Consider the following 13,074-nt stretch of genomic DNA (forward strand, 5'->3'; position numbering starts at 1 on the left):
AACTAATCTTTATAATTTAATTTAAATCCATTTGGGAACATAATCGCTAATAAAACACAAATTAATAAAAAATTATATTCTATACCATTTCTTCCACCGCCAACGACAAACCATCCATCCTGAAAATGAACCAGAATAATTCCCATAAGCAAAATAAAAATAGTTATGAATCCTGCAGGTTTTACATATTTGTTTAAAAGCAGTAATATAGCCGCTGCAATATGCGACAATTTAATTGACCAAGCCAGAAAAACACCAAAAGGAGCAAAGCCAATTTGATTTAAAAATAAATTTCCGAAATCATTTATTCCGTTATTAAACATTCCGAAAACAGAATGAGTTAATAAAATGATTGCAGTTGCAATTCTTAAAAGTAAAGTTCCATTCATAGATCTTTTGATAGAGTTTATTTTGTAAAAATAAAAAAGCGCATATTAAAAGTACTTAATATACGCTTTGCATTTATAAATATTTAAGTTTTTAAACTTTTCCTAAAGTATACAATTGTTCCATTGTTGGAGTTAAACTTCCTCCTGCAGGTTCCAGCGTGATACCAAAAGCTTCTGCCGAATCGGTCTGGCTTACAGCAAAGATTTTTTGTCTATTTCCTTCGAAATTATCCAGTAAACCAATACTTGTAGGCGTAAGAACTGGACTTAATTTTAAAGACCAAACTTGATAAACCATTCCTTTTGGAGGCGTTGGCAGACCAGCGGCATCAATATAAGTTGTTTTAGTTTGTTTATTCCAATACACTTTTGCAAAAGATGCAGGAGAAACAGCCTGACCGCCAAGAGTTACACCAGTATTTTTGATATCTCTAACAATACTCAGGTTTTTCTCTGTTTGTTTATTTTGCTGATCTAAATAAGCATACTCTCTTTGGATTTTATTTTTTTCATTTCCAACATTTGAAATTGCTTCTTTAGTTTTTGTTAATTCTAAAGTTTGATAGCCTAAACCAAGCAATAATAATACTGCCGCGGCCCAGCCCACATATTGAGACCAGTTTGAAGCTGGTTTCATATCGACTACTTTGCCATGTTTAAGTTCCAGACGGGCTTTTATTTTCTCAAAATTCTCCACAGAATGGAAAGGAGAGAAGCTCGAAGATAAAGCAATTATAGCCTTTTCGATCGAAATAATTTCCTGATCAACTTCAGGATTGTTTTTTGCCAGTTCAGCTATTTCTAGGTTTTCTTTTTCGCTTAGTAAGCCATATACATATAACTCTAGAATTCCTGATTCTATATATTCTTGTGCTTCCATTATATTTTTAAATAATTACGTAAATCGTTAATACAGTTTCTGTTTTGTGTCTTGATCGTGCCCAGTGGAATGGCTAATTCTTCCGAAGCTTCTTGCTGGGTATATCCTTTAAAGAATAACAAATTGATGATTTCAATACATTTTGGTTTAAGTTTCTTTACGAATTCCTGAATTCCAATTGCATCTAGTTTATTAGCTAATTTATTACTGTCATCTAACAGATTTACGAAATTATCCGAGGAAAGGTTTTTTTGACTGTTATTAAAGTTTTTAGAACGAAGTTTATCAATCGAAGTGTTTCGAGCGATATTAAGAATCCAAGTGTAAAATCGTCCTTTACTTTCATTATAAGAATCGATGTTTTTCCAGATTTTTACAAAGACGTCTTGTAAAACATCTTCTGCTTCTTCTCGATTTTTGATTAAGACATGAATGACAGAAAATAAGCTTTTAGAATACATATCATATAAATGTGTAAAAGCTTTTTCGTCCTTTTTGTAAATTAAAACTAACAATTCTTCTTGACTCATAGATTTGGATTTTAAGTTTAAACATAAAAAGTTAGACAGCTGGTGGTAACCAGTTATAAAGATAATTTATTTTTTTCGGATTTTTTTTTATTTTTTTTGTAGTCTAAACCCTAGGAAAATAAAGGGGTTTAAAAAAAATATGATTTTTTTTACTTTTTTTTAAAACCAAAAACAATCCAATTTCGTAAATAAATTTAGAAGTAGGAAAAAGAACATATTAAAAATGAAAACCGATTCTAAAAACTGATATTATGAATAATAGAAATGCAATTAAAATATTAATCGTAGGATTGACAACTGTTTTAGCATTGACTGTTTTTAATAAAGTTGATTTTAGAAAAGAGATATTGATTAAGAGCTCTAAATGAGAAACGTTATGAATTTGTTCTTTAAATTTTGAAAAGTTGAAAACTAAATATAGTATAGTTGATGCACTCGGACTTCCAAACCGAAGATTTTTTTAATTGTTAGAGTGAATTACACCATTTAAAAGTTACATCAATACAAGCCATTTGAAAATATTTTGAAAAGTTCGTTTTGACATTGGGGGTTAAGAAGATTTTCACTATAACCGAGTCATCAACTATAATTCGATAACATATAGATTATTTTATTTATAAAAAGATTACATAATAATTAATTCATGGTTTGATTTGTTTGTATGGGGGGAAGCCTAACGTCTGATTAACGTTAGGCTTCATTTTTTTATTTAACTTTTGATTAATAAAATTTAAAGAAAGAAAAGAGTTTTAGTAAAGCGGATTTTAGCTAATTTTATAAAAAATTATACGATGAAAAATATAGCAATTTTAGTTTGCAGTGCATTATTTATGATAGCATCGCAAGTTCAGGCTCAAACGAGCCATAAACCTAAAACAGAAGTCATGGCAAAAGAAAACATTTACCAGTTTAAAGTTGAAGATTTATCAGGAGATACTTTTGACTTTGCATCTTTAAAAGGTAAAAAAATCATGATTGTCAATACAGCATCAAAATGCGGTTTGACTCCTCAGTACAAAGATTTAGAGGCTATTTACAAAGAATATAAAGACAAAGGTTTTGTAATTGTAGGTTTTCCAGCAAATAACTTTGCTTCGCAGGAACCTGGAACAGCGAAGGAAATTGAATCTTTCTGTCAGCAGAATTATGGCGTAACTTTCCCGATGATGAACAAAATTTCAGTAAAAGGAAATGATATGGCTGATATTTACAAATTCCTGACTCAAAAATCTAAAAATGGCTTACAAGATTCTGAAGTAGAGTGGAATTTCCAAAAATACTTAATTAATGAAAAAGGAGAATTGGTAAAAGTAATTAAACCAAGAACTTTACCAACAGATCCAGAAGTTATTAATTGGATAAAAAGTTAATAAGTAAAGTAATGAAAAAAAAATCCGTAAATCTGAAATTTTGAGATTTACGGATTTTTTTTTGTTTGTCAGAATGAGCAAAGTCGAAGTCCTGTTTTGCTGAATCACTTTGCTTAACTTCGACTTTGCTCAGTCTGACAAAAATATAGTTATTTTAAAATCAACTGCATGAAAACCAAATCGAGCCAATGATCAAACTTGTAGCCCACTTCGCGAATTGTACCCGTTGCTACGAAACCAAATCTTTCGTGAAAAGCGATACTACCTGCATTGTCAGCATCAATTGCGCCAATCATTACGTGATAACCTTGTTCTTTTGCCAAGCGAATTAATTCTGCCAACAGTTTAGATCCAATTCCTTTTCCAATTACATGATCGACTACATAAACAGAATGTTCAACCGTAAATTGATATCCGATTTTTTCGCGAAACTGTCCGTAACTTCCAAAACCAACGACCTCGCCATCTAGATCGGCTACAACAACCGGTAGATTTTTGGCTGTTTTATCTTCAAACCACTTTTTTTGAACTTCTAGAGTTTGAATTTCATAGCTGTAATTAGCCGTTGTATGTAAAATCGAATGATTTACGATTTCTAAAATCTTTTGTAAATCATTTGATGTTGCTGGTCTTAAAACAATATTCATATTTAATTTTTGCGATTATTTTGCGTTTAATTCTGCTAGTAAAACATCTACATCTTTAGAATTCCAGCCCATTTCTTTTGCAATGGCTTTGGCTTCTTTAGCATATTCTAAAGCCTTTTTTTTATCTTTTATTTTATTATAAAGTCTGGCTTCTAATAAATTACCATCGTACGAATCATTTAATTCTAAAGAATGATTTACCCAGAAAATGGCTTTTTTCAAACTTTCAGTATCGTTAATATGCTTTAAATAAGTATTTCCAATATCTTTTAAAAAACTAGCATCATTCCAGGCCAATTTTTGTGTGTCTTCAAGAGTAACTTTTTTATAGAAATCCCATTTTTCTGTTCTTTCAGCTAAAGATAAATCATATTTAAAAACCAAAGAATCTGTTTTTTGAAGACGGATAGATTTAGCAACTTCTCTTTGTTTATAATAGTTTACAGTATCTAAATTGTCAACCAGCGGGCGAAGCAATTCGTTTACAATACTTTCAATTTTACGGTCAACTCTATTTTGAGAAGCTACAGCAGCAAATTCTTTTTGATGTTTTAAAACATATTGAAATTCCCTCGATTTAATATCTGTTACGCCGTTTGCAATAACTCTCCAATTCAATTCACTAATTAATTGCGCATCAGACTGTGTATTTAAATACTTATGTGTTGCTGGAGATAGTTCTGTTCTGTCTTTTCCTTTTTTTAAAGTATTTAAATAAGTGAAATATTTATCTGAATTACTCGGATCTGCCATAAATTCCTTTTCTAAATAAGGCAATTGCATTTTCGGATTTAAAGCGTAATGCAGTTCATTTAAAAATTCAGCTTTTTTCATTTCGCCTTTTAAAGCATAAATCAATGTTTCATTAGCATCCAAAAATAAAAAAGTAGGAAGTGATTTTGTGTTGAATTTGTTTTTTAGTGCAATTCCTTCCTCTTTTTCGATGTTTTTATACGTACAAACAAAATTTTTATTCAAAAAATCCATAACTGCTGGATCGCTTAAAACTTCACTTTTCATTAAATTACAATGCGGACACCAGTCAGCATACAACATTACAAAAAGAGGTTTTCCTTCTTTTTTAGCATTTTCCAGCGCTGTTTGATAAGGTGTATCAACAGGAACAAATTTATTTTGAGAAATTACAGTTTGAAAAGTTACAGCTAAAAAAAGTACATACAGAAAACGCATAGCAGGTCTGGCTTTTATTTATAATTCGATTTTACAAATATATTTCCTTTTTCGAGAAAGAGACTTAATATATTCCTAATTATAATTTAAATCAAGTGCGAAGTTTGTAACTTTGTAAGCAAGATTAAGAAAGTCAAATCAAAGATTTTCTTTAAAAAAAGTAATACGCGATCAGAATGATTTACCCCAAAATAGCGCTTGCACAAAGCATTATCGAAATTTTATCTGCCAAAGGCATCATTAATATTATTATTTCTCCAGGATCTAGAAATGCGCCATTAACCATTGGATTTGCTCAAAACCCTAATTTTAAATGTTATAGTATTGCAGACGAGCGCTGTGCTGCTTTTTTTGCTTTAGGAATTGCACAGCAAACCAAACAGCCTACAGCAGTGGTTTGTACATCTGGATCGGCTTTATTAAACTATTATCCGGCTTTTGCGGAAGCATTTTACAGCCAGATTTCGTTAATCGTAATTTCTGCAGATCGTCCTCAGAGTAAAATTGATATTGGCGACGGACAAACTATTCGTCAGGAAAATGTGTTTCTAAATCATTCTGTTTATAATGCCAATTTGACCGAAGATGCGTCAGAAGAAAATGATTTAAAAATCAATCTTGCAGTAGAAACGGCAATTCAGCAAAAAGGGCCAGTACACATCAATGCGCCTTTTGAAGAACCTTTATATGAAACTACTGAAGAACTTTTAGTGCAGCCAAAAATTACAAATCTGCAGTCTGACATTGCTCCAAAAACTATAGAAAATAGTGATGAATTTGTTTCTGTTTGGAATAATGCGAAACGAAAATTAATCTTAGTCGGAGTAAATGAAGCGAATGTTATTGATCAAGAAATAATAGAAAACTTAGCTTCAGATCCTTCAATCGTTGTACTTACAGAAACGACTTCGAATCTTCATCATCCAAGTTTTATTAATAGCATTGATACTTTAATTACACCTTTTGATGATTCTGATTTTAAAGAATTTAATCCAGAAGTTTTAGTGACTTTTGGCGGAATGGTTGTTTCCAAAAGAATCAAAGGTTTTTTAAGAAAATACAAACCCGAGCATCACTGGCACATTGATACGCTGCGTGCTTATGATACATTTGGAGCATTGACCAAACATTTTGAAATGCAGCCAGATGATTTTTTTAAAAACTTACTCTCAAAAACATCTTTTGTAGAAAGTGATTACTTTAAGGATATTCAAGATATTTATAAAACCCGACTAATTAAAAGACAAGAATATCTTAATCAAATTGGTTTTTCAGATTTTAAAGTTTTCGAGAAAGTTATTGAAACGCTTCCTAAAAATAGTATCCTTCAAATTAGTAATAGTTCGGCAATTCGTTACGCTCAATTAATTGATATTGATGAATCTATAGAAGTCTTCTGCAATCGAGGAACCAGTGGAATTGACGGAAGTACGTCAACTGCAGTTGGAGCTTCAGTTGGAAATGCTAAACAGACGGTATTTATTACAGGTGATATCAGTTTCTTATACGACAGCAATGCGTTATGGAACTCTTATATTCCTAAAAATTTCAAGATAATATTGGTAAACAATGGAGGAGGAGGAATTTTCAGAATTCTGCCTGGATACGAGGAAAAACCTGTTTTTAATACCTATTTTGAAACTTCTCATGGTTTAACAGCAGAACATTTAGCTAAAATGTATAACTGCAACTATTTTAAAGCGAATGATTTAGAATCATTAAATAGCAGTTTAGAAATACTCTACAATGCAAATGATGCGCCTGGAATTCTCGAGATTTTTACGCCGACAACAGAAAATGATATTATTTTAAAACAATATTTTAAAAAGCTTATCTAATAAATTTGTAAGTTAATATTTGTTAAAAATTAGTTTTTTTTCATTATAATATTTAGTTTTGGTTTTAGAAATAATAACCAATATAAAATATTATGAGCAAGAGAGAAGAACTAATTGTGAAGTATGCTTCAGATTTAAAAGACAAATGCGGAGTTACTCCAAACATGGATTTACTAACAAAAGTAACTATTGGCTGCGGACCATCTATTTATAATGATGATGCATCTACAGTAGCAGGAAGCCAGCAATCTGAATTGGATACCGTAAAAAATAACTTTTTAATTAAAAAATTAGGGTTAAAAGACGGACCAGAATTAATGGAAGCAATTCATGCTGTATTAGAAAAATATGGTAAGTCTAACAAACACAAATACAGAGTGGTTGTTTATTATCTATTAACGGTACACTTTAAAAAAGAAAGTGTTTATAAATAGTCTTCTGGAGATAAAATAAAGCGTCATAACTATGGCGCTTTTTCTTTTTAATATTAATCCAAAACATTTTTCAATTTACCATTTTCAAACTTCGTACCTTTGCAGCTCATAAACTTAGTTGCAAATCAACTTAGAACGTTAAAAAAATGCTTGAAATAGGAAAATACAATACACTAACTATATTACGTGATACCAAAGTTGGGTTGTTTTTAGGAGATCCTGAAAATGATCCAGAAGGAATTCACGATGTTTTACTTCCAAATAAATATGTTCCCAAAGAATTTGAAATTGGGGAAGAATTAATCGTTTTCGTTTATTTAGATCACGAACAGCGACCTGTCGCAACAACTCTAGTTCCTTATATTTTGTTGAATGAATTTGCACTTTTAAGAGTGAATTATATCAATAATGTAGGTGCTTTTATGGATTGGGGAATGGAAAAAGATATTCTTGTTCCGTTTAAAGAACAAGCCCGTCCAATGGAAAAAGGAAAACGTTATTTGGTTTATTTATACATGGACAAACAAACCAATCGTTTGGTTGCGTCTAGTAAAACCAATCAATTCTTGAATAATGACCAATTAACGGTTGAAAAAGGAGAAGAAGTGGATTTAATTGTTTCTCATATTACCGATATGGGAATTAATGTAATCATTAACGAACAGCATAAAGGTCTTTTGTATAAAGATGAAGTATACGACGACTCGATAAGAACAGGCGATAGAATGCGTGGTTATATTAAAAATATTCGTCCTGATAATAAAATTGATGTGGCGCTCCAAGTGCAAGGAGTTGAGAGTATTGAACCAAATGCAGAGAAGGTTTTAAGCGAATTAAGAGCCAGCAGAGGTTTCCTCCGTTTAAATGATAATTCTCATCCAGAAGATATTAAAACGGTTTTGAAAATGAGTAAAAAATCATTCAAAAAAGCCATTGGCTCTTTGTACAAAGAGAAATTAATCGAAATTAAAGAAGACGGGATTTATCTAATAAATTAAAGTTTATTTAAAAAAAAAAACAATATTCTAAAAATCCAAATTCCAATCTATCTATTAGTTGGAATTTGGATTTTTTTATTTTTGAAATTTACGAAAGTAAAGTTATTATAACACGAAAGGCTGCTCATTACAAGCAGCCTTTCGCTTTTTATTCTAGTTTTAAAAAAAATTGTAATTAAAAAAAAACAGAAATAAAATAATTCGAATCCATCTCAGAATAATAGCTTTACGTATTTTAGAAATTACCCCATTGATGGTATGTCTTTTAAACAATCAATGCACATATCTTAAAAGCAAAAAAAGAATTTCACGGCTTGATCCATTGGTTTATAAATAACTTTTAGAAAGTGTGAATTAGTACTTTTTTCTTCTTTTTCGTTATCATTCATATACTAATTATAGATACAATTCTAACATTTAACCTTAGGTGTTACTTTTTTCTTTTTGAAGTTTCGACAAACACATAAATCATTTGCTCATTAATTTGAGGTCTGTTAATAAAAACCGTAAAAAAATGAGCGACAAATTTTTTAAATTTTCTCAAAAAAATCATTTTTTAGGTTAATAAATCAGTGAAAGAAAATCAATCTGAAATCAATGAAAGAAAATGTATCTCATTGATTTCTAGGGTGTAAAATTAATTATTATTTTTCTAAACTAATGTTAAAAAATGTTATTTTTTGGAACCTTAAGACAATTGTTAACATTAAGAGTAATTTTCATTACAGACTTAAACAGAATTGAGTAGGTAAAAATGTAAAAATGCCTTATTTTTACCCTATAATTGTTTAAATAAAATAAATCAAAATGGATTGGATTACAGCCAGAGAATTTGAAGATATAACCTATAAAAAATGTAATGGAGTAGCGAGAATTGCTTTTAACAGACCAAATGTTAGAAATGCATTCCGTCCAAAAACTACTTCAGAATTATACCAGGCTTTTTATGATGCACAAGAAGACACTTCGATTGGAGTAGTTTTACTTTCTGCTGAAGGACCATCGACAAAAGACGGAGTTTATTCTTTCTGCAGCGGAGGTGACCAAAACGCGCGCGGACACCAAGGATATGTTGGCGAAGACGGTCAGCATCGTTTAAATATTCTTGAAGTACAGCGTTTAATTCGTTTTATGCCAAAAGTTGTTATAGCAGTTGTTCCAGGCTGGGCTGTAGGCGGCGGACATAGTTTGCACGTAGTATGCGATATGACTCTTGCGAGTAAAGAGCATGCGATTTTTAAACAAACAGACGCAGACGTAACGAGCTTTGATGGCGGTTACGGATCAGCATATTTGGCTAAAATGGTCGGTCAGAAAAAAGCTCGTGAAATTTTCTTTTTAGGTAGAAATTATTCTGCTCAGGAAGCTTTTGAAATGGGAATGGTTAATGCCGTAATTCCGCATGACGAACTTGAAGCTACTGCATACGAATGGGCTCAGGAAATTCTTCAAAAATCGCCAACTTCTATTAAAATGCTGAAATTTGCAATGAACTTAACAGATGACGGAATGGTTGGACAACAAGTTTTTGCCGGAGAAGCAACTCGTTTAGCTTACATGACTGAAGAAGCTAAAGAAGGAAGAAATGCTTTCTTAGAAAAAAGAAAACCAAATTTTGGTAAAAATAAGTGGTTACCATAAAATTAATAAATAGTTTCAAGTTTCATGTTACACGTTCTGTGGATAACTTGAAACTTCAAACTTGAAACAAAATAAAACTAAAAGAATAAATGAAACATTGGATTGAAGCCGCAAGACTGCGCACATTGCCTTTATCAGTTTCTGGAATTATAGTTGGAAGTATTTATGCTTTATCAAATCCAACAGAAACTATTAATACACCAACAGAAGTATTCAGTTGGAAAATTTTTGGTTTTGCACTTTTGACAACATTAGGATTACAAGTTTTATCCAATTTTGCAAATGATTATGGTGATGGGGTAAAAGGCACTGATAATGCAGATAGAATAGGACCCAAGCGTGCTATTCAGAGTGGCGTTATTACACCTCAGGCCATGAAAAAAGCCATTATAATTACATCTTTATTGACTTTATTATCAGCAATAATCTTGATTTATTTTGCTTTTGGAAGTGATAATTTCGGGTATTCTATCTTTTTTCTGTTATTGGGAATAGCAGCAATCGTTTCTGCGATTCGTTATACAGTAGGTAATTCTGCTTACGGATATAGAGGATTTGGAGATCTATTTGTATTTATCTTCTTCGGATTGGTAAGTACTTTAGGCGTAAACTTTTTATATGCAAAAGAAGTTGATCCGCTTTTAATTCTTCCTGCTGTTGCAATTGGATTATTGAGCGTTGGGGTTTTAAACCTTAATAACATGCGTGATCAAGAATCAGACAAGAAAGTGGGTAAAAATACAATTGTAGTGCAAATGGGTCCTGCGAAAGCAAAGGTTTATCACTATACTTTGATTATTACAGCGATGCTTGCAGTAGTTGTTTTTGCTATTTTGAGCGGTTACAATTTTGATCAGTATTTATTTTTATTGGCATATATTCCATTAACTAAACATTTAATAACAGTTTATAAAAATCAAGATCCTAAATTATTAGATCCAGAATTGAAAAAACTGGCATTAAGCACATTCTTGCTTTCTATTTTGCTCACAGTTTGTATGATTTCGTTGATTTCAGACATTATTGTAAACTTATTTTTAGGAGGAAGATAGAACTACGTTAAACTTTAAACTTAACAAAAATGAAAATTACATTTTACGGACACGCTTCTTTAGGAATAGAAGTGGGAGGAAAACATATTATTGTGGATCCATTTATAACAGGAAATCCGCAGGCAGCAGCAATTGATATCAAAACGCTTAAAGCAGATTATATCTTGCTGACACATGCGCACGGCGACCACGTTTTAGACGTAGAAGCTATTGCAAAAAACACAAATGCAGTAATTGTTTCAAATGCTGAAATTACAAGCTATTATGCCAAAAAAGGTTTCAATTCGCACCCGATGAATCATGGCGGAAGCTGGAAATTCGATTTTGGAAAAGTGAAATATGTAAACGCTATTCACTCCAGCAGTTTTCCTGACGGTTCTTACGGAGGAAATCCTGGAGGATTCGTTATCGAAGGCGAACATAAAAACATCTACATTGCTGGAGACACTGCATTGACGTATGATATGAAATTAATCCCACTTCGTACAAAATTAGATTTAGCAATTCTTCCAATCGGGAACAATTTTACAATGGATGTAGAAGATGCGATTATTGCTTCAGACTTTTTAGAATGCGATAAAATTTTAGGTTATCATTTTGATACTTTTGGTTATATCGAAATCAATCACGAAGAATCTATTCGCAAGTTTTTTGATAAAGGCAAAGATTTAATGCTTTTACAAATTGGTGAATCAATAGAATTATAATTATACACTAAAGTTTTGAGGGTTCCGGTAATTATTGGCACCCTCAAAAATAGTTCTACTCTCAGGGCTAAGCCACTCATTTCCATAAGAAAGTTATTTGGCATAATCTATGTTATTTATATTGTGAAGTTTTTTAAAAGTAAAAATTATTTTAATCTGTGAAATCTGTGGCAATTAAAGCATCATCACGAAATACAACTTTCCAAAAAATAATTCTATCGCTTTTTATTATAGTTTCCTTTAATTCTTTCGCTCAGAAAGAAGGCTATTGGGACAAAGAGCGAGCAACTACAAAAGAAATTATGGTTCCTGCGCGCGATAGAATTTCTATTGCAACAGAAGATTTGCCAGTTGGAACCACAGAAATCGTTTACCGAATTACACTTTTAGACAAAAATCAAGAAATGGCCAATAGCTTAGTTTCATTGCTAAAAGCTATTCCAGATCCAACAGGAGTAAGCCAGGGTTCTGCAGGAGCAGTTTTTTTGATGTCGAAAATTTCAGGAGATGATGAATGTACTTATTCTATTTTTACATCAAATGAAAACGCAAAAAAATATGTTGCCGATGGTAAGATAGACAAAGCGTGTTACTCTCAAGCTGAACCAATTAGCAAAGATGCCAAAAGACTTTCATTAGACAAATCTTCTTGTTTAAAACAAAATACTGGCACAATTTGGTTTGGTTTCGAAAGTAAAAATTGGCTGTTAAGTCAAAAAGTAGTTCTAGAAGTTGTGCCTTGGGTTGACACTAAATTAAACCGAGGCTGGAATCAAGACAATAAAAACGAAATCATCAGTTTGTGTAAAACTTCTACAATGGCACAAAAAATGGCCAACTCAGATGATTTTTGTGTTTGTATCTTGAATAAAATCATGAAACAATATCGCTATGATGAGTTTCAAAAATTATTAGCGGTTGAAAAAACAAAAGTGTACAAAGATTTTGGAAATGCCTGTTATAAAGATGCAGATATTTCTAAAAATGTCTTTAACGATTTAAGAACACAAGCATCTTCATTAATAAAACTACAAAAATATAACGAGGCAATTCCGAAACTAAACACAATAATTAGCGAAGGAAAAGCAACTGCATTAGATTACAGTTCTTTAGGTTACTGCTATATTTTGACCAAACAATATGCAAAAGCTTTAAAAGCACTGCAAGAAGGTGAAAAGCTGGATGATACAGAACTAATGGTAAAATTAAATTTAGCACATACTTATTTAATCACTAATGATTACAGTGAGGCAAAAGCTATTTATAAGAAATACCAAACTCAAAATGTTACAGATAGTTTAAGCTGGGTTGCCAAAACTAAGCTAGATTTTGCTGCTTTTGAAAAAGCCGGCCTGCCTTCTAAAGATTTTGAAAAAGTGCTTAAATTGTACAATTAA

Annotated in this window: 13 protein-coding genes; 8 read left to right on the forward strand and 5 right to left on the reverse strand. The window is 31.5% G+C overall.

The window, feature by feature from the left end; genetic code table 11:
• Nucleotides 1-2: 2 nt before the first annotated feature.
• The 3 genes from ASE40_RS15005 to ASE40_RS15015 all read right to left on the reverse strand — a co-directional run bounded on the left by ASE40_RS15005 (nucleotide 3) and on the right by ASE40_RS15015 (nucleotide 1,799).
• On the reverse strand, nucleotides 3-389 hold the full coding sequence (locus ASE40_RS15005) for a DoxX family protein (protein WP_057117902.1): 387 nt from the start codon (nucleotides 387-389) through the stop codon (nucleotides 3-5).
• Between the two features lie 91 nt (nucleotides 390-480).
• Nucleotides 481-1,269, reverse strand: a complete 789-nt coding sequence (locus ASE40_RS15010) for an anti-sigma factor domain-containing protein (protein WP_057117903.1) — start codon at nucleotides 1,267-1,269, stop codon at nucleotides 481-483.
• A complete protein-coding gene (locus tag ASE40_RS15015) occupies nucleotides 1,269-1,799 on the reverse strand; it encodes an RNA polymerase sigma factor (RefSeq protein ID WP_057117904.1) in 531 nt (176 codons plus the stop codon). Before ASE40_RS15015 ends, ASE40_RS15010 begins: the two co-directional genes overlap by 1 nt.
• Before the next feature lie 791 nt (nucleotides 1,800-2,590).
• On the opposite strand from ASE40_RS15015, the gene ASE40_RS15020 reads away from it, so the two are divergent.
• Nucleotides 2,591-3,169, forward strand: a complete 579-nt coding sequence (locus ASE40_RS15020; protein ID WP_057117905.1) for a glutathione peroxidase — start codon at nucleotides 2,591-2,593, stop codon at nucleotides 3,167-3,169.
• Nucleotides 3,170-3,318: 149 nt separating this feature from the next.
• Here ASE40_RS15020 and ASE40_RS15025 read toward each other — a convergent pair whose 3' ends face one another.
• Nucleotides 3,319-3,816 carry a GNAT family N-acetyltransferase gene (locus ASE40_RS15025; protein WP_057117906.1) on the reverse strand — a complete coding sequence of 166 codons (498 nt, stop codon included), beginning with the start codon at nucleotides 3,814-3,816 and terminating at the stop codon, nucleotides 3,319-3,321.
• Between the two features lie 15 nt (nucleotides 3,817-3,831).
• The gene (locus ASE40_RS15030) at nucleotides 3,832-5,007 is read right to left on the reverse strand and encodes a thioredoxin family protein (RefSeq protein WP_057117907.1); all 1,176 of its coding nucleotides are present in this window, start codon (nucleotides 5,005-5,007) and stop codon (nucleotides 3,832-3,834) included.
• Nucleotides 5,008-5,183: 176 nt separating this feature from the next.
• Between ASE40_RS15030 and menD the strand changes: the two genes are divergently transcribed.
• The 7 genes from menD (at nucleotide 5,184) to ASE40_RS15065 (ending at nucleotide 13,074) form a co-directional block, all read left to right on the forward strand.
• Nucleotides 5,184-6,845: a 2-succinyl-5-enolpyruvyl-6-hydroxy-3-cyclohexene-1-carboxylic-acid synthase gene (menD, locus tag ASE40_RS15035; RefSeq protein WP_057117908.1), complete on the forward strand. Its 1,662-nt coding sequence runs from the start codon at nucleotides 5,184-5,186 to the stop codon at nucleotides 6,843-6,845.
• Between the two features lie 92 nt (nucleotides 6,846-6,937).
• Nucleotides 6,938-7,279: a DUF2853 family protein gene (locus tag ASE40_RS15040; protein ID WP_057117909.1), complete on the forward strand. Its 342-nt coding sequence runs from the start codon at nucleotides 6,938-6,940 to the stop codon at nucleotides 7,277-7,279.
• Nucleotides 7,280-7,425: 146 nt separating this feature from the next.
• Nucleotides 7,426-8,277: a S1 RNA-binding domain-containing protein gene (locus ASE40_RS15045; protein ID WP_057117910.1), complete on the forward strand. Its 852-nt coding sequence runs from the start codon at nucleotides 7,426-7,428 to the stop codon at nucleotides 8,275-8,277.
• An 807-nt stretch (nucleotides 8,278-9,084) separates the two neighbouring features.
• On the forward strand, nucleotides 9,085-9,918 hold the full coding sequence (locus tag ASE40_RS15050; protein WP_057117911.1) for a 1,4-dihydroxy-2-naphthoyl-CoA synthase: 834 nt from the start codon (nucleotides 9,085-9,087) through the stop codon (nucleotides 9,916-9,918).
• An 89-nt stretch (nucleotides 9,919-10,007) separates the two neighbouring features.
• A complete protein-coding gene (gene menA, locus ASE40_RS15055) occupies nucleotides 10,008-10,970 on the forward strand; it encodes a 1,4-dihydroxy-2-naphthoate octaprenyltransferase (protein WP_057117912.1) in 963 nt (320 codons plus the stop codon).
• A 29-nt stretch (nucleotides 10,971-10,999) separates the two neighbouring features.
• Nucleotides 11,000-11,677 carry a metal-dependent hydrolase gene (locus tag ASE40_RS15060; RefSeq protein ID WP_057117913.1) on the forward strand — a complete coding sequence of 226 codons (678 nt, stop codon included), beginning with the start codon at nucleotides 11,000-11,002 and terminating at the stop codon, nucleotides 11,675-11,677.
• A 158-nt stretch (nucleotides 11,678-11,835) separates the two neighbouring features.
• On the forward strand, nucleotides 11,836-13,074 hold the full coding sequence (locus ASE40_RS15065; protein ID WP_057117914.1) for a tetratricopeptide repeat protein: 1,239 nt from the start codon (nucleotides 11,836-11,838) through the stop codon (nucleotides 13,072-13,074).

The organism is Flavobacterium sp. Root935, from assembly GCF_001429295.1.
GTDB lineage: Bacteria > Bacteroidota > Bacteroidia > Flavobacteriales > Flavobacteriaceae > Flavobacterium.